This window comes from Pseudomonas sp. M1 (genome assembly GCF_022760135.1).
Taxonomy (GTDB): domain Bacteria; phylum Pseudomonadota; class Gammaproteobacteria; order Pseudomonadales; family Pseudomonadaceae; genus Pseudomonas; species Pseudomonas citronellolis.
Genome location: NZ_CP094343.1, coordinates 4,167,075 through 4,183,593, shown reverse-complemented (window position 1 = coordinate 4,183,593; position 16,519 = coordinate 4,167,075). Strand labels below are relative to the sequence as shown.

Here is a 16,519-nt window from a genome sequence, read left to right as displayed (position 1 = left end):
GTCCTACATGGACGTTTATGGGGCCAAATGCTCTTTCGAATATGCCCCGTCAAAGGGTTTAGTGAATTTGTCTTGTATGAAATTTCCAGGTCTCGTAGTTGTATTTTGATGGCCTTGTGCCCGGAAATCTGAATGGTGGTTTATTCATTGATTTGAGGTTGTCAGCGATATGCCAGCTCATAACAATTACCCTGTCGCGCCACACAAGTGGCAGCGCAACTCAAGTCAACATTAGAACAGCACTTTAAAGTGCAAAGGAGCATCTCATGCAAGAACTCAAGCAGCACGAAGTCGAAGTGGTCGCCGGCGGTGACCTGGAAGGCGCCATCTGGGGCCTGGGCGAAGGCCTGGCCACCGGCGCCGCCATCGGCGGTTCCATTTCCGCCGGTTCCGGCTGGGGCTTCGGCCTGATCGGCCAACTGGTCGGCGTCATCGTCGGTCCGATCGTCGGGGCCATCTTCGGCTTCGTCGGCGGCGCCCTGACCAACAAGGAAACCATGGCCGCCGTCGGCGCCCACTACCGTGAGTCGATGGGCTGGAACAGCACCGGCGGCGGCGCCAGCCCGCTGTCCTTCCTCGGCGACATGTTCGGCAGCAACGTCTTCGGCCCGAGCAACAACAACGGCCCGCGTTGATCGAACCCGGCTTCATCGAAGCCATGAAGCCACTACTTCGGTAGTGGCTTTTTTTGTTGTCTGGCGATAGTCCCTGGTTGATTTCTTAAATATATCAATCGGAATTTTCTTAATTTTATCTATAAGAGATTTCCTACAGGTCAGGTTGGATTTCTCCACTGTCTGGCTATTCGGCTCGCGTAATAGCCTATTGCCTGATTCTTTAGCGGTTCGAGGCTTTTTCAGGATATCCCCGAAGAATGTCCACGACCTGACTCGTAGCATTGTGGCTCGATTTTTCAGGGTGGTTCAGATGTTTCTCAACAAGTTGCATTGGGGTGCGCTGGCCTGGCTGGCATTCACCCCGCTGGTGGTCCTCGGCGCCGAGCCGGAGGGCAAGGGCGGCAAGCGCCTGCTCTGCCAGCCCGAATGCGGGTGGCAGGATGCCCCGCGGAAGAAACTGGACCTGTCGGTCGACCACCTGACCCGCGACTGGCAGTCGTCGGACGCCGGAGCGGGGCAGGGCGGTACCCTGGACCTGTGGCATGCGGTCAGCCTGGCGGTGCAGACCTACCCGTCGATCCGCGATGCCGCGGCCCAGCTCGACCAGCAGCGCGAGGCCATCAACGTGGCCAGGGCCGGCTACCTGCCGACCATCCAGACCGGCCTGAACACCGGCAAGCAGGGCGCCTACGGCAGCGGCCAGAACCTGTCGCTGTCCGCCTCGCAGATGATCTACGACTTCGGCAAGGTGGCCAACGCGGTCAAGGGCGCCGAAGCCGGCGTGCAGGTGCAGCGCTTCCAGCTGATGAGCGAGGTGGACGAGGTCGCCCGGCAGTCGGCCCAGGCGCTGATCGAAGTGGCCCGCTACCGCGCCCTGCGCGACAGCGCCCGGACCCTGGTGGACGGCCTGCAGCGCCTGCGCCAGTTGGCCCGGCAGCGCGCCAGCGAAGGCGCCAGCACCCAGGCCGACCTGATCCAGGCGCAGTCGCGGGTGGAGGCGGCCGAAGCCTCGCTGCTGGCCATCGAGACGCAGCTGCGCCAGCAGAAGAGCAAGCTGCGCACCATGATCGGCCGCGAGGTGGACGAGGCCGCCGTGGACGTGCCCGCCGAGCGCCTGCAACAGGCCGTGCGGCTGATCGAGCCGAACCCGCGGATGCCGGTCGGCGTGCGCATGGCGGTGGCCGAGCGCGAGGAGGCCGAGGCCCAGCTGTCCCTGGCGCGCTCCAACACGCGGCCGACCTTCACCGTCGACGGCGGCGTCAACAAGTACTTCGGCAATGCCGGCGACATGGCCGGCGAACGCGTCTACACCCTGACCCTCGGCGTCAAGCACGACCTCTTCGCCGGCGGCGCGCCCTCGGCGCGGGTGCGCGGCGCCGGCCAGGCGCTGCGGGCGGCCGAGGAACGCCTGCACACCCGGCAGCTGGAGGCCCGCGACCAGTGGGTCGCCCTGCAGGAACAGATGGGCGGCCTCGACGAGCGCCTGCGCGTGCTCGCCGACCGCCAGAAAAGCATCGTCGACACCCAGCGCCTGTACCGCGAGCAGTACCTCTCGCTGGGCACCCGCACGCTGCTCGACCTGCTCAACGCCGAGCAGGAGATCTACCAGGCGCAGAGCGATTCGGTGAACGCCCGCCACGACCTGTGGAGCGCCCAGGTGGCCTTCATCAACGCCACCGGGCGGATGCACGACGTCTTCCAACTCGAGAGTGATTCCCTATGACCGCGCAAGCGCAACGCCCGGATGCCGTCAGCAGCCCGTGGCTGGAAGCCATGCTGATGGTGGCCCGGCATTACCGCCTGGACGTTTCCGAAGAACGCGTCCGCGTCGGCCTGCAATGGCGCCAGGGCCAGGACCTGGACGGGCAGCTGCAGCACATGGCCCGCGACATGGGCCTGACGCTGCGCGCCGAAGCCCTGGACAAGGGCGTGCTCGACCCCTGGCGCCTGCCGGTGCTGGCGCAGTTCTCCGGCGGCCAGGTCGGCGTCATCGAAAGCATCGACGGCCAGGGCCGCGTCGGCGTGCGCCTGAGCGGCGAGCAGGGCGTGCTGCAGGCCCTGCCGGCAGAGGAAGTGGTCGAGCGGGTGGAGCGCGTCTACTGCCTGCGCCCCGAAGTCGCGGTGGCCGACGTGCGCGTCGACGACTACATCAAGCCCTACCAGCCCAACTGGTTCTGGAGCCTGGTGCTGCGCGACTGGCGGCGCTACGGCGACGTCATGCTCGCCTCGCTGGTGGCCAACGTCCTGGCCCTGGCCTCCATGCTGTTCTCCATGCAGGTCTACGACCGCGTGGTGCCGTCGCAGTCCGAGCCGACCCTCTGGGTATTGTTCGGCGGGGTGCTGCTGGCGGTGCTCATCGGCTTCGGCATGCGCCTGGCGCGCACCCACATCTCCGACCTGATCGGCAAGCGCGCCGACCTGCGCATTTCCGACCGCGTCTTCGGCCACGCCCTGCGCCTGCGCAACGAGGCCATGTCCAAGTCCACCGGCTCGTTCATCTCGCAGATCCGCGAGATGGAGCAGGTGCGCGAACTGATCACCTCGACCACCCTGGGCGCGCTGGCCGACCTGCCGTTCTTCTTCCTGTTCCTGGTGGTGCTCTGGTCGGTGGGCGGGGTCATGGCCCTGGTGCCGCTGGCGGTGCTGCCGCTGCTGCTGATCCCCGGCCTGCTGGCGCAGAAGCCGCTGGCGCGGCTGTCCAAGGAAGGCATGCGCGAGTCTGCGATCCGCAACGCCATCCTGGTGGAGGCGGTGCAGGGCATCGAGGACGTCAAGCAACTGCGCGCCGAGCAGCGCTTCCAGAACCAGTGGAACCACCTCAACGAGGTCTCGGCCACCGTCAGCATGCGCCAGCGCTTCATCTCCGGCGCGCTCATGGCCTGGACCCAGGAAGTGCAGACGCTGGTCTACGTGCTGGTGGTGCTGGTCGGCTGCTTCCAGGTGATGAGCGGCGACATGACCACCGGCGCGCTGATCGGCATGTCCATCCTGTCCTCGCGGATGATCGCGCCGCTGGCGCAGATCTCCGGGATCATGTCGCGCTGGCAGCAGGCCAAGGTCGCCCGCGAGGGCCTGGAGGAGCTGATGCAGCGCCCGGTGGAAAGCGCCGAGGGCGGCAAGCGCCTGCACCGCCCGGTGCTGCACGGCGACTACCAGCTCGAAGGCGTGCGCTTCCGCTACGGCCAGGACGACAAGCGCGCGGCCATCGAAGTGGGCCAGCTGCGCATCGCCGCCGGCGAGAAGGTGGCCATCCTCGGCCGCAACGGCGCCGGCAAGTCCAGCCTGCTGCAACTGCTGGCCGGCATGTACCGGCCGCAGGAGGGCAGCCTGCTGCTCGACTCGCTGCGCCTGGAACTGATCGACCCCTACGACGTGCGCCGCGACGTGGCCTTCCTCAGCCAGCAGGCCAACCTGTTCTTCGGCACCCTGCGCGACAACCTGACCATGGGCCGGCCCAACGCCAGCGACGAGGAACTGCTCGAGGCCCTGCGCCTGAGCGGCGCCCTGGGCATGGTGCAGGCGCTGCCCGACGGCCTGGAGCACATGGTCCAGGAAGGCGGCCGCGGCCTCTCCGGCGGCCAGCGCCAGAGCCTGCTGCTGGCCCGCACGCTGCTGCGCCAGCCGCGCGTTCTGCTGCTCGACGAACCCACCGCCTGGCTCGACGAGGTCGGCGAGCAGGGCCTGATCCGCCACCTGGAGCCCTGGCTGGCCTCGCGCACCCTGGTGGTGGCGACGCACCGCCCGGCGGTGCTCAAGTGGGTCGACCGCATCATCGTGGTCGACAACGGCCGCGTCGTCCTCGACGACACCAAGCAGGCGGTGCTGGCCAAGCTCGCCGGCGGGCCGGCGGCCAAGCCCGGCGAGAAGGCCCCGGCCGTCGCCTGAGCCACCACTGAATTCGCAGAGGACGCGGGCCCAGGCCCGCGTCGGGAGTGACCATGCAAGCCAATTCGATTCAAGCGCCCGGGGCCGCGCCCCTGGCCCCCTACTTCCAGGCGAAGGAGCACGCGCCGCGCGCCACCTGGCTGATCTGGAGCGTGCTCGGCGGCATGCTGCTGCTGTTCGCCTGGGCCTACCTGTTCGAGCTCGACGAGGTTTCCACCGGCACCGGCAAGGTGATCCCCAGCTCGCGCGAGCAGGTGGTGCAGTCCCTGGAAGGCGGCATCCTCGCCGAGCTGCGGGTCAAGGAGGGCGACCGCGTCGACGCGGGCCAGGTGCTCGCCCAGCTCGACCGCACCAAGACCGAATCCTCGGTGGGCGAGAGCACCTCGCGCCTGCGCGCCGCCCTGGCCATGGCCGCGCGCCTGCGGGCGGAAGTGGACGGCGGCGAACTGGTGTTTCCCGCGCAAGTGCTGGAGGAGCCGGACCTGGTGAAGTCCGAGACCGCCCTGTACAAGTCGCGGCGCAACAGCCTGGAGAAGAGCCTCAAGGGCATCAACGAGGCCCTGGCCCTGGTCGACAAGGAACTCAAGCTGACCACGCGCCTGGCCGAGATCGGCGCGGCGAGCAACGTCGAGGTGCTGCGCCTGAAGCGCCAGGCCAACGAGCTGGAGCTCAAGGCCACCGAGACGCGCAACCAATACTACGTCAAGGCCCGCGAGGAGCTGGCCAAGGCCAACGGCGAAGTGGAGGCGCAGCAGTCGGTGACGCGCGGGCGCGCCGACTCGCTGACGCGCCTGACCGTGCTCTCGCCGGTGCGCGGCATCGTCAAGGACATCGAAGTGAACACCGTCGGCGGCGTCATCCCGCCCAACGGCCGCTTCATGGTCATAGTGCCGGTGGAGGACCAGTTGCTGGTGGAGGCGCGCATCTCCCCGCGCGACGTGGCCTTCATCCACCCCGGGCAGCGCGCCACGGTGAAGATCAGCGCCTACGACTACGCCATCTACGGCGGCCTGGAGGGCAAGGTGACGCACATCTCGCCGGACACCATCCAGGACGAGGTGCGCCGCGACCAGTACTACTACCGGGTGTTCGTGCGCACCGAGACCGACTCGCTGCAGAACAAGGACGGCAAGAGCTTCCCGATCTTCCCCGGCATGGTCGCCACGGTGGACGTGCACACCGGCAGCAAGACCGTCTGGGACTACCTGACCAAGCCGCTCAACCGCGCCCGCGAAGCGCTGCGCGAACGCTGAGGAGGGCAAGCATGGCCAAGCAACGCACGCCCAGCTACCGCGAACGCCGCGAGGTCGAGGCCGCCGGCCGGCGCGCCAGCGCCCTCTACGCCCAGGGCCAGCACGAGCAGGCCCTGCAACTGTGCCTGCAGACCGCCCGGCGCTGGCCGCAGTTGGCGGTGGCCTGGACCGACGCGGCGGTGAACTGCATCAAGCTGGAGCGCTGGCAGGAAGCCATCGAGCATGCCGGCCGCGCCCTGGCCGCCGGCGGCGACAGCCTGGCGCTGTTCGACGCCCTGTCCCACGCCCATTGCGCCCTGCGCCAGTGGGACCAGGTGCGCCGCCATGGCCTGCACGCGCTGAGCCTGCGCGAGCGCCAGTTCGGCGTCGAACCGCCGATCGCCCATGCCCTGCCGGCATTGCCGCCGCCGCCCGGCGCCGCCACCCGCGAGCGCAACCTGATCGCCTTCTCGCTGTTCGGCGCCAGCGCCAAATACTGCGAGACGGCGGTGCTCAACGTGCTGGAGCAGCCGCGCATCTACCCGCACTGGACCTGCCGCTTCTATATCGACGACAGCGTGCCCGAGGCCATCGTCCGCCGCCTGCTCGACAACGGCGGCCAGGTGGTGCGGGTGGACGAGGCCGCGCGCCAGTGGCCGGGGCCGATGTGGCGCTTCCTCGCCCTGGACGACGCCCAGGCCCAGCGCATCCTGTTCCGCGACGCCGACTCGGTGATCAGCGAGCGCGAGGCCGAGGCGGTGGCCCAGTGGTTGGCCAGCGACAAGCACTTCCACGCCCTGCGCGACAACGGCACCCATACCGAACTGCTGCTGGCCGGGCTCTGGGGCGTCGTCGGCGGGGCGCTGCCGCCGCTGGCGCAACTGGCCCGGCTGTTCTTCGCCGAACCGGTGGCTTCGCGGCATTTCGCCGACCAGCACTTCCTGCGCCGCTACGTCTGGCCCTATGCCCGGCGCAGCCTGCTGCAGCACGACTCGATGTTCGGTTTCCTCGACGCCGCCGGCTTCCCCGGCGGGCCCATGCCGGACGACTTCCACGTCGGCTACGCCGAAGGCTCGCCCCGCTTCGAACTGCCCTGCGCCCTGGCCGAAGGCAGCCGGGTGCGCTGGACCCTGTACCGGCGCGAGGGGGAGGGCGAGCAGGCAGTCTGCGAGTACGCCGCCACGGTGAGCGCAGGCAGGGTGCAAGGGCACATCCCGGCACGCTATGCCGAATGGATCCGCCGCGGCGAAGCCCGCATAGGGGTGGCCCCGGAAGCGTAGGGCGAATAACCGTTCGCGGTTATCCGCCGTTTCACCTTTTTCATCGCCAACGCCATCGCCAGCCCTGGCGCGGCCATCAGCGATAATGATCGAGAATGCGCTCGATTTCCCCGGAGGCCTTGAGCTCGGCCAGGGCGTCGAGCACCGCCTGGGTCGGCAATTGCGGATCGTCGAGGACCATGCAGCCCAGTTCGGCCTGGTCGAGCTTGGCGGCGGGGTAGAGGCGGCGCTCGGCCGGCCGCTGGAGGTTGAACCAGTTCAGCGCCACCTCGCTGGACACCGCATAGTCATAGCGCCCGGCTTCCAGCTTTTTCAGCACCAGCTCCTGGTTGCGCGCATCGTCGCGGTGCAGGCGCCCGTTGGCGAACGAACGCTGCAGGTGCGGGTAGGAGTAGCCCAGCACGGTGCCGATACTCTGCCCGGCCAGCGTGGCGACCTCCACCGGCGCTCGCTCCCTGGCCACCAGCAGGTCGCGCTGGGTCAGCAGCGGCACGCTCCAGCGGTAGTCGCTGAACGCCTCGCTGAGCCAGGCCGGGGCGATGTAGCAGCGCACGTCGATGCTGTGGCTGTGCAGCGCCTGTTCCACCCGGGCCCGCGGCAGGATATGGAAGGACGGGGCCATGCCGACCTTGTGCGCGGTGCGGGTGAACAGCTCGAAGAGGATACCGCCGGTCAGCTGGCCGTCCTCGACCTGCGCCAGCGGCATGGCCCAGCCCTCGATCACCGAGAAACTCAGCTGCCGGGGATCGGCCTGGGCCAGGCCGGCTACCAGCAGGAGGGCGGGGAGGAGTGCGCGCATTCGGGCTCCGGACGTGCGGAAGCAGGACACAATGCCTGTTTCGGAGGGTTCTTGCCAAGCCTGGCCCGGCATCGGGTGCAATTTCCGGTCCTCTTCGCTAGGATTAGCCCACTTCCGCCTACCAGCTGCGATGGATTTCAATGAGTTATCAGGTTCTTGCCCGCAAATGGCGTCCGCGTTCGTTCCGCGAAATGGTCGGCCAGACCCACGTCCTCAAGGCCCTGATCAACGCGCTCGACAACCAGCGCCTGCACCACGCCTACCTGTTCACCGGGACCCGCGGCGTGGGCAAGACCACCATCGCGCGCATCCTGGCCAAGTGCCTGAACTGCGAGACCGGCATCAGCTCCACCCCCTGCGGCCAGTGCTCGGTGTGCCGGGAGATCGACGAGGGCCGCTTCGTCGACCTCATCGAAGTGGACGCCGCCAGCCGCACCAAGGTCGAGGACACCCGCGAACTGCTGGACAACGTGCAGTACGCGCCGAGCCGCGGGCGCTACAAGGTCTACCTGATCGACGAAGTGCACATGCTCTCCTCGCACTCGTTCAACGCCCTGCTCAAGACCCTCGAAGAGCCGCCGCCCCACGTCAAGTTCCTGCTGGCCACCACCGACCCGCAGAAGCTGCCGGTGACCATCCTCTCGCGCTGCCTGCAGTTCAGCCTGAAGAACATGCCGCCGGAGCGCGTGGTGGAGCACCTGACCCACGTGCTCGGCGCCGAGAACGTGCCCTTCGAGGAAGACGCCCTGTGGCTGCTCGGCCGCGCCGCCGACGGCTCCATGCGCGACGCCATGAGCCTGACCGACCAGGCCATCGCCTTCGGCGAGGGCAAGGTGCTGGCCGCCGACGTGCGCGCCATGCTCGGCACCCTCGACCACGGCCAGGTCTACGGCGTGCTCCACGCGCTGCTCGAAGGCGACGCCCGGGCGCTGCTGGATGCCGTGCGCCACCTGGCCGAACAGGGCCCGGACTGGGGCGGGGTGCTGGCCGAGATCCTCAACGTGCTGCACCGCGTGGCCATCGCCCAGGTGCTGCCGGACGCCGTCGACAACGGCCAGGGCGACCGCGACAGGGTGCTGGCCCTGGCCCAGGCGCTGCCCGGCGAGGACGTGCAGTTCTACTACCAGATGGGCCTGATCGGCCGCCGCGACCTGCCCCTGGCGCCGGACCCGCGCAGCGGCTTCGAAATGGTGCTGTTGCGCATGCTGGCCTTCCGTCCGGCCGATGGCGGGGCGCCACCGAGGTCACCGCTAAAGGACCTGGGGATCAGCACGGCCACGGCTGATTCCAACCGCAACCCAGTGGCCGGCGCCGCCGTTGCGGCGCCGGCAGCCGTTGCCAGCGCGGCCAGCGTGCCGGTGGTGTCCACCGTGCCCGCCGCCGTTGCGCAACCGGCACCCGCGCCGCAGCCTGTGGCGGCTCCGGCTCCGGCTCCGGCTCCGGCTCCGGCTCCGGTAGCCGAGGTTGCGCCCGAACCTGCGCCGGCGCCTGTCGTCGAGGCTGCGCCCGCACCCGTCGAGCCCGCCCCGCAGGCCGTGCCCGTCGAGGTGCCGGCGGTCGAAGCGCAGGCCGTTCCGGCCGAACCGGCGCCCGTCGTCGACCTGCCCTGGGAAGAACCCGCCGCGCCGGCCGCCGCGCAGCCGCCGGTCGCGCCCGCGCCCCAGCCGGCCGCCGAGCCCGCTCCACTGCCCGAGCCCGCGCCTATCATCGCCATGGCCGACAGCGAGGACGACGACCGCGACGAGGAGCCGCCGCCGGCCGAGGACTACTATGAAGTCGACATGGACTCGCTCAGCTACCTGGAAGGCGGCGACGAGTCGCAGGCCAGCGCCCAGGCCGAGCCCGAACCGGAACCGGCGGCCCTGCCGGCCACGGGCCTTGCCGCCGAGTGGCTGGACCTGTTCCCGCGCCTGGGCCTGGGCGGCCTGACCGCGAGCATCGGCGCCAACTGCACCCTGGTCGCGGTGGAGGACGACACCTGGCACCTGCACCTGGACCCGGGGCAGAGCGCGTTGTACAACGCCACCCAGCAGCGCCGCCTGAACGACGCGCTGAGCCAGTACCACGGGCGCACCCTGAAGCTGGAAGTGACCATCCAGAAGCCCGAGCAGGAAACCCCCGCCCAGGCCGCGGCGCGCAAGCGCGCCGAGCGCCAGCGCGAGGCCGAGCGCTCCATCGAGGCGGACCCTTACGTGCAGCAGATGCGGCAGCAGTTCGGCGCGGTGGTCCGCGCCGGTACCATCGAACCCCTGGCGGCGAAGGCCTGAAGGCCGGCGCCCAACCAACCCTGAACGACAGAAGGTGATCGAAATGATGAAAGGTGGCATGGCCGGCCTGATGAAGCAGGCCCAGCAGATGCAGGAAAAGATGCAGAAGATGCAGGAAGAGCTGGCCAACGCCGAAGTCACCGGCCAGTCCGGCGCCGGCCTGGTGAGCGTGGTGATGACCGGCCGGCACGACGTCAAGCGCGTCAGCCTGGACGACAGCCTGATGCAGGAGGACAAGGAAATCCTCGAAGACCTGATCGCCGCCGCGGTGAACGACGCCGTGCGCAAGATCGAGCAGAACAACCAGGAGAAGATGGCGGGCATGACCGCCGGCATGCAGCTGCCCCCCGGCTTCAAGATGCCGTTCTAAGCAAGTGGGCTGGAAGCTGGAGGCCAGAAGCAAAAGCCGCAGGCTCTTCCAGCTTCCAGCTTCCAGCTTCCAGCTTCCAGCTTTTAGCCCTTCTTCCACCCCTTGCAGTCAGATACTTCCATGAGCTTCAGCCCGCTGATCCGCCAACTCATCGACGCCCTGCGCATTCTCCCCGGGGTGGGGCAGAAGAGCGCCCAGCGCATGGCGCTGCAGTTGCTGGAGCGTGACCGCACGGGCGGGCTGCGCCTGGCCCAGGCGCTGACCCAGGCCATGGAAGGGGTGGGGCACTGCAAGCAGTGCCGCACGTTGAGCGAGGAGGAGCTGTGCCCGCAGTGCGCCGACCCGCGCCGCGACGACTCGCTGCTGTGCGTGGTGGAAGGCCCGCTGGACGTGTTCGCGGTGGAGCAGACCGGCTATCGCGGGCGCTTCTTCGTGCTCAAGGGCCACCTCTCGCCGCTGGACGGCCTGGGCCCGGAGGCCATCGGCATTCCCGAGCTGGAAGCGCGGATCAAGGCCGGCAACTTCGCCGAGATCATCCTCGCCACCAACCCCACGGTGGAAGGCGAGGCCACCGCCCACTACATCGCCCAGCTGCTGGCCGGCAGCGGCCTGGTGCTCAGCCGCATCGCCCACGGCGTGCCCCTGGGCGGCGAACTGGAGCTGGTGGACGGCGGCACCCTGGCCCACGCCCTGGCCGGGCGCCGGCCGATCGTCTAGTCCAGAGGCATCGGGCCGAAACGGCCCAGGCGATGGCGCAAGTCTCGCCTTGAAAACCAAGCAAGCGCTCGGTAAGTTTTCAGGCAACCCGCCTGGAGGCCCGCCATGTCCGCATTCACCGAATACTTCGACGACAGCCACCGCCTGGTCCGCGACTCGGTGCGGCGCTTCGTCGAGCGGGAAATCCTCCCGCACATCGCCGATTGGGAAGAAGCCGAGGAGTTCCCCCGCGAGCTCTACCGCAAGGCCGGCGAGGCCGGCATCCTCGGCATCGGCTACCCCGAAGCCTACGGCGGCAGCCACGAGGGCGACCTGTTCGCCAAGCTGGCGGCCAGCGAGGAACTGATGCGCAGCGGTTCCGGCGGCCTGGTGGCCGGCCTGGGCTCGCTGGACATCGGCCTGCCGCCGCTGCTCAAGTGGGGCCGCGCGGAACTGCGCGAACGCATCGTGCCGCAGGTGCTGGCCGGCGAGAAGATCATGGCCCTGGCGGTCACCGAGCCCTCCGGCGGCTCCGACGTGGCCAGCCTGAAGACCCGCGCCGTGCGCGACGGCGACCACTACCGCGTGACCGGCAGCAAGACCTTCATCACCAGCGGCGTGCGCGCCGACTACTACACGGTGGCGGTGCGCACCGGCGGCGAGGGCTACGGCGGCGTCAGCCTGCTGCTGGTGGAGAAGGGCACGCCCGGCTTCACGGTGGGCCGCAAGCTGAAGAAGATGGGCTGGTGGGCCTCGGACACCGCCGAGCTGTTCTTCGACGACTGCAAGGTGCCGGTGGAAAACCTGATCGGCATGCAGAACATGGGCTTCGCCTGCATCATGGCCAACTTCCAGAGCGAGCGCCTGGCCCTGGCCACCATGGCCAACATGACCGCCCAGCTGGCCCTGGAGGAAGCCCTGAAATGGAGCGCCGAGCGCGAAGCCTTCGGCAAGCCCATCGGCAAGTTCCAGGTGCTCAAGCACCGCCTGGCGGAGATGGCCACCCAGGTCGAGGTGTCCCGCGAGTTCACCTACCGCCAGGCGGCGAAGATGGTCGTCGGGCAGAGCGTGGTGAAGGAAATCTCCATGGCCAAGAACTTCGCCACCGACGTCGCCGACCGGGTGGTCTATGACGCGGTGCAACTGCTGGGTGGCATGGGGTATATGCGCGAGAGCCTGGTGGAGCGGTTGTATCGCGATAACCGCATTCTCTCCATCGGTGGGGGGACGCGGGAGATCATGAACGAAATTATCGCCAAGCAGATGGGGCTCTGAGGGGGCGGGCTGTTTGTAGGAGCGAGCTTGCTCGCGAACCCATGGAGTTACCTGGCTGCGCTGGTGTGTGGTTCAACTACGCCCCTCTCCCTAACCCTCGGCTGCGCGCCCCGCCCTGAAGGGAGAGGGGACCGTTGGGCAGAGTTCGGTGTTCTGGAGTCAGCCGGCAACTCCGATGGTTTCCGGTTGAAACCATTCCTTCTCTCGGCACGGACTGCCCCCTCTCCCTTCAGGGAGAGGGCTGGGGAGAGGGAGCGGAGTCAATCCCAAACACCGCAGCCGCCGGGAAACGCCATTGTTCGCGAGCAAGCTCGCTCCTACGAAGAGCGAAGAGCAAGCACCCCGTAGGATGGCGTTGAGCGAAGCGATACCCATCAAAAAGAAAGCCCGCTCCAAGAAGCGGGCTTCCCCTTTCACTACTCCCTACTTGGCCTCATACCCCTCCGTCCGCGCCTTGCCCTTCGGCGCAAAACGCGCCGCCAGACGCATGCTGACGGTAACCACCTTCTGGTACCAGACCGGCAACAGCCGCAGCATCACGTCGATGGCATGGGCATCCGCGCCGATGAGGATGCGCCGTGCGTCGCGCTCCACGCCGCGGATGATCACCTGGGCCGCCTTGTCCGGGGTGGTGCGCAGCAGCTGGTCGTTGAACTGCTGGCGCGCGGCGTTGGCGTTCTGCCCGGTGACCTTGGCCAGGCTGTCGTTCATCCGCGCGGTCCGGGCGATGTTGGTCTTGATCCCGCCGGGGTGCACGCAGCTGGCCGAGACCGCGCCGCCTTCCATGTCCAGCTCCTGGCGCAGCGATTCGGTGAAGCCGCGCACGGCGAACTTGGTGGCGTTGTAGGCGCTCATGCCCGGCTGCGAGAACAGCCCGAACACGCTGGAGACGTTGACGACGTGCCCCTCGCCGCTGGCCTTGATGTGCGGCAGGAAGGCCTTGGTGCCGTACACCACGCCCCAGAAGTTGATGTTGGTGATCCACTCGTACTCTTCGTACTCGCTGCCTTCCACGGTGCCGGCGTGGGCCACCCCGGCGTTGTTGAAGACCAGGTTGACCTTGCCGTGCTCGGCCACCACCTTGTCGGCCCAGGCGTGGACCTGCTCGCGCTCGGCGACGTTGACCACCTCGGTGGAGATGCGCACGCCGTAGGAGGCCAGGGCCTGGCGGGTTTCTTCCAGCCCTGCGGCGTTGACGTCGGCCAGCGCCAGGTGGCAGCCGCGCGAGGCCAGCTCGCGGGCCAGGGCGCGGCCGATGCCGGAACCTGCGCCGGTGATGGCGGCGACTTTGTTCTCGAAGGACTTCATGCCGGGACCTCCTCGGCGCGGGGTTGCTGGGTGACTGCGGTTTCCTCGAACGGCCTGGCCTTCAGATGATAGGCGGCGGCGTCGAAACTGCGGGTGAGCAGGCGGAAGCGCCAGGTGAAGCCCGGCCACAGGGTGCAGTTGCGCCCGCTCACCGGGTGCAGGTACCAGCTCTTGCAGCCGCCGGTGTTCCACACGCTATGGTTGAGCCCGCGCTGCAGCTTGAGGTTCCAGCGCTGCTGCTCGTCTTCCTTGACCTCCAGGCTGAGCAGCTCGCGGCGCCGCATCAGCTTCAGCGCGCCGAGCACGTAGGCGATCTGCGACTCGATCATGTAGACCATGGAGTTGTGGCCCAGGCCGGTGTTCGGGCCCATCAGGAAGAACAGGTTGGGGAAGCCGCGGGTGACGGTGCCCTTGTAGGCCTCCGGGCCCTGCGGCCAGGTGTCCAGCAGGTCCACGCCGCCGCGGCCGAACACGGTGCCGCGGGGGATGGGGTCGTTGGCGGTGAAGCCGGTGCCGAAGATGATCGCGTCCACCTCGCGCTCCTGGCCGTCGGCGGTGACTATGCTGTGCTCGCGGATCTCGCGGATGCCGTCGGTGATCACCGAGGCGTTCGGCGCGGCCAGCGCCGGGTAGTAGTTCGGCGACATCAGGATGCGCTTGCAGCCGATGGTGTAGTCCGGGGTCAGCTTGCGGCGCAGTTCCGGGTCCTTGACCTGCTGGTGGATGTAGCGCACCGCCAGCTTGCCGATCATCTTCATCGCCCAGGGCGCGAAGGTGAAGCCCAGCACGCGGCCTTCAAGCATGCTGTAGAGCGCGCCGCGCCAGAGCTTCTGCACCAGCGGGAAGTGCTTGAAGCGCGCCCGTTCCTTGTCGCTGATGGCGCGGTCGGGCTTGGGCAGGATCCAGGGCGCGGTGCGCTGGTAGAGGTCCAGGCTGGCCACCAGCGGCTGGATTTCCGGAACGAACTGGATGGCCGAGGCGCCGGTGCCGATCACCGCCACGCGCTTGCCCTTCAGGTCGTAGTCATGGTCCCAGTGCTGCGAGTGGAAGGCGTGGCCCTTGAAGCTGTCCAGGCCCTTGAGGTCGGGGATCGAGGGGATCGACAGGGCGCCCATGCCGGAGACCACCGCCTGGGCGGTGTAGTGGTTGCCGGCGGCGTCGCGCAGGTGCCAGAGGTCGCGTGCCTCGTCCCACTCCAGGCGCTGGATCTCGGTATTCAGCAGGGTGCGGCCTTCCAGGCGGTACTTCTTCCAGCAGTTCTCCAGGTAGCCGCGGATTTCCGGCTGGCGGGCGAACATGCGCGTCCATTCCGGGTTCGGCTCGAAGGAGAAGGAGTAGACGTGGGACTGCACGTCGCAGGCGCAGCCGGGGTAGTTGTTGACCCGCCAGGTGCCGCCGACGCCGGCGTCCTTCTCGAACAGCAGGAAGTCGTCCTCGCCCTCCTGGCTGAGGCGGATGGCCATGCCCAGGCCGGAGAAACCGGTGCCGATGATGGCCACCTTGCAGTGTCTGACCGCGGCAGTCTTAGGTTGAGTTCCCATTTACCTGGCTCCTGTTATGCTTGTGTGCAGGCGTATACAACTGTCTACGTAGTGCCAATGTAGACATCTGTATACTTCGCGGGCAACCAATCTTTAGGGTGGGCGAGGTGGGGCAAGGATGAGTCTGGAACCGGACGCGGTAACACAACGCCAGGATGCACCGGGCAAGCGCCTGCTGATGGAGGCGGCGCTGCGCCTGGCCTCCAGCCGGCGCAGCCTGAGCAGCATCGGCCTGCGCGAGCTGGCCCGCGAGGCCGGGCTGAACCCCAACACCTTCTACCGCCACTTCGCCGACGTCGACGACCTGGGCCTGGCGATCATCCGCGACATCGCCACCCAGCTGCGCCAGCCGCTGCGCGAACTGCGCCGCGAAGCGGCCGGGCGCGCGCCGGCGGCGGGTGGCGCGGCGGCCACCCCGCTGGGCCTGGACTTCGCCCGTGGCCAGCGGGTGTGCGAGGAGACGGTGCGGCTGTTCTTCGACTTCGTCGAACGCCACCCCGAGGCCTTCATCATCGGCGTGCGCGAACTGCACGGCCCCTCGGCGGTGCTGCGCGAGGCGCTGGGCCAGGTGATGGACGACTTCGGTGCCGACATGGCCGAGGACATCGCCCTGTTCCGCCTGCTGCCGGAGGTGCCGGCGCAGGAGGTGGCGCAGCTGTCGCGGCTGATCAGCCGGCAGCTGTTCCAGCTGTCGCTGGATTACCTGGAATTGCCGGAAGGGCAGCGGGGCGAGGTCTGCGCGCTGGCGGAGCGGCAGGTGCTGCTGCTGTTCACCGGGGCGGCGGTGTTGCAGGCGTTGGGGGTGTAGGAGCGTTCCTGTCGTGCAGGGTGCGGAACCCGACTCTGCTCCCTCACCCTAACCCTCTCCCAGAGGGAGAGGGGACCGTTCGGTGTGCTTGGTTGTCATGGCGTTAGCCGGCGGCCGCAGAGGTTTCCGGCGCAATGCATTGCTCATCTCGGCACAGACGGCTCCCTCTCTCTCCCAGAGGGAGAGGGGACCGTTCGGTGTGCTTGGCTGTCATGTTAGCCGGCGACCGCAGAGGTTTCCGGCGCAATGCATTGCTTATCTCGGCACAGACGGCTCCCTCTCTCTCCCAGAGGGAGAGGGGACCGTTCGGTGTGCTTGGCTGTCATGGCGTTAGCCGGCGACCGCAGAGGTTTCCGGCGCAATGCATTGCTCATCTCGGCACGGACGGCTCCCTCTCCCTCCCAGAGGGGAGGGGCCGTTCGGTGTGCTTGGCTGTCATGG

Annotated in this window: 12 protein-coding genes and 1 pseudogene; 10 read left to right on the top strand and 3 right to left on the bottom strand. The window is 68.2% G+C overall.

Going from position 1 to position 16,519, the window contains the following annotated elements; translation table 11 throughout:
- Positions 1-266: 266 nt before the first annotated feature.
- From PM1_RS18410 to PM1_RS18390, 5 genes are all read left to right on the top strand, one after another.
- Positions 267-635, top strand: coding sequence for a DUF5862 family protein (locus PM1_RS18410; protein ID WP_009619430.1), 369 nt, complete (start codon positions 267-269; stop codon positions 633-635).
- A gap of 292 nt (positions 636-927) precedes the next feature.
- Complete coding sequence (locus PM1_RS18405) at positions 928-2,340, top strand: TolC family outer membrane protein (protein WP_009619432.1); 1,413 nt, start codon at positions 928-930, stop codon at positions 2,338-2,340.
- Positions 2,337-4,502: a type I secretion system permease/ATPase gene (locus tag PM1_RS18400; protein WP_009619434.1), complete on the top strand. Its 2,166-nt coding sequence runs from the start codon at positions 2,337-2,339 to the stop codon at positions 4,500-4,502. Before PM1_RS18405 ends, PM1_RS18400 begins: the two co-directional genes overlap by 4 nt.
- A 53-nt stretch (positions 4,503-4,555) precedes the next feature.
- A complete protein-coding gene (locus tag PM1_RS18395) occupies positions 4,556-5,755 on the top strand; it encodes an HlyD family type I secretion periplasmic adaptor subunit (protein WP_009619435.1) in 1,200 nt (399 codons plus the stop codon).
- Between the two features lie 11 nt (positions 5,756-5,766).
- The gene (locus PM1_RS18390) at positions 5,767-7,014 is read left to right on the top strand and encodes a hypothetical protein (protein ID WP_009619436.1); all 1,248 of its coding nucleotides are present in this window, start codon (positions 5,767-5,769) and stop codon (positions 7,012-7,014) included.
- 76 nt (positions 7,015-7,090) lie between these two features.
- On the opposite strand, the gene PM1_RS18385 is transcribed toward PM1_RS18390, so the two are convergent.
- The gene (locus tag PM1_RS18385; protein WP_009619437.1) at positions 7,091-7,813 is read right to left on the bottom strand and encodes a substrate-binding periplasmic protein; all 723 of its coding nucleotides are present in this window, start codon (positions 7,811-7,813) and stop codon (positions 7,091-7,093) included.
- 140 nt (positions 7,814-7,953) lie between these two features.
- On the opposite strand from PM1_RS18385, the gene dnaX reads away from it, so the two are divergent.
- From dnaX to PM1_RS18365, 4 genes are all read left to right on the top strand, one after another.
- Positions 7,954-10,080, top strand: coding sequence for a DNA polymerase III subunit gamma/tau (gene dnaX / locus PM1_RS18380; RefSeq protein WP_009619438.1), 2,127 nt, complete (start codon positions 7,954-7,956; stop codon positions 10,078-10,080).
- A gap of 43 nt (positions 10,081-10,123) precedes the next feature.
- Positions 10,124-10,450: a YbaB/EbfC family nucleoid-associated protein gene (locus PM1_RS18375; protein WP_009619439.1), complete on the top strand. Its 327-nt coding sequence runs from the start codon at positions 10,124-10,126 to the stop codon at positions 10,448-10,450.
- A 120-nt stretch (positions 10,451-10,570) separates the two neighbouring features.
- Positions 10,571-11,167 (top strand): recombination mediator RecR, encoded by a 597-nt coding sequence (gene recR / locus PM1_RS18370; protein WP_009619440.1) that lies wholly within the window; start codon positions 10,571-10,573, stop codon positions 11,165-11,167.
- A 105-nt stretch (positions 11,168-11,272) separates the two neighbouring features.
- On the top strand, positions 11,273-12,421 hold the full coding sequence (locus tag PM1_RS18365) for an acyl-CoA dehydrogenase family protein (protein ID WP_009619441.1): 1,149 nt from the start codon (positions 11,273-11,275) through the stop codon (positions 12,419-12,421).
- 423 nt (positions 12,422-12,844) lie between these two features.
- Here PM1_RS18365 and PM1_RS18360 read toward each other — a convergent pair whose 3' ends face one another.
- Together PM1_RS18360 and PM1_RS18355 are read right to left on the bottom strand one after the other, a co-directional pair.
- Complete coding sequence (locus PM1_RS18360; RefSeq protein WP_009619442.1) at positions 12,845-13,729, bottom strand: SDR family NAD(P)-dependent oxidoreductase; 885 nt, start codon at positions 13,727-13,729, stop codon at positions 12,845-12,847.
- Positions 13,726-15,310: pseudogene (locus PM1_RS18355) on the bottom strand (flavin-containing monooxygenase). Before PM1_RS18355 ends, PM1_RS18360 begins: the two are co-directional and overlap by 4 nt.
- Positions 15,311-15,388: 78 nt before the next feature.
- Here PM1_RS18355 and PM1_RS18350 point away from each other — a divergent pair.
- Entirely contained in the window at positions 15,389-16,078 is a 690-nt protein-coding gene (locus PM1_RS18350) for a TetR family transcriptional regulator (protein WP_009619444.1), read from the top strand.
- The last annotated feature ends 441 nt before the right edge of the window (positions 16,079-16,519 follow it).

What these genes read in the sequence shown, in the direction of transcription:
- PM1_RS18410 (WP_009619430.1), top strand. Translation starts at nt 267, where the DNA reads ATGCAAGAACTCAAGCAGCACGAAGTCGAAGTGGTCGCCGGCGGTGAC.
- PM1_RS18405 (WP_009619432.1), top strand. Translation starts at nt 928, where the DNA reads ATGTTTCTCAACAAGTTGCATTGGGGTGCGCTGGCCTGGCTGGCATTC.
- PM1_RS18400 (WP_009619434.1), top strand. Translation starts at nt 2,337, where the DNA reads ATGACCGCGCAAGCGCAACGCCCGGATGCCGTCAGCAGCCCGTGGCTG.
- PM1_RS18395 (WP_009619435.1), top strand. Translation starts at nt 4,556, where the DNA reads ATGCAAGCCAATTCGATTCAAGCGCCCGGGGCCGCGCCCCTGGCCCCC.
- PM1_RS18390 (WP_009619436.1), top strand. Translation starts at nt 5,767, where the DNA reads ATGGCCAAGCAACGCACGCCCAGCTACCGCGAACGCCGCGAGGTCGAG.
- PM1_RS18385 (WP_009619437.1), bottom strand. Translation starts at nt 7,813, where the DNA reads ATGCGCGCACTCCTCCCCGCCCTCCTGCTGGTAGCCGGCCTGGCCCAG.
- dnaX (WP_009619438.1), top strand. Translation starts at nt 7,954, where the DNA reads ATGAGTTATCAGGTTCTTGCCCGCAAATGGCGTCCGCGTTCGTTCCGC.
- PM1_RS18375 (WP_009619439.1), top strand. Translation starts at nt 10,124, where the DNA reads ATGATGAAAGGTGGCATGGCCGGCCTGATGAAGCAGGCCCAGCAGATG.
- recR (WP_009619440.1), top strand. Translation starts at nt 10,571, where the DNA reads ATGAGCTTCAGCCCGCTGATCCGCCAACTCATCGACGCCCTGCGCATT.
- PM1_RS18365 (WP_009619441.1), top strand. Translation starts at nt 11,273, where the DNA reads ATGTCCGCATTCACCGAATACTTCGACGACAGCCACCGCCTGGTCCGC.
- PM1_RS18360 (WP_009619442.1), bottom strand. Translation starts at nt 13,729, where the DNA reads ATGAAGTCCTTCGAGAACAAAGTCGCCGCCATCACCGGCGCAGGTTCC.
- PM1_RS18350 (WP_009619444.1), top strand. Translation starts at nt 15,389, where the DNA reads ATGAGTCTGGAACCGGACGCGGTAACACAACGCCAGGATGCACCGGGC.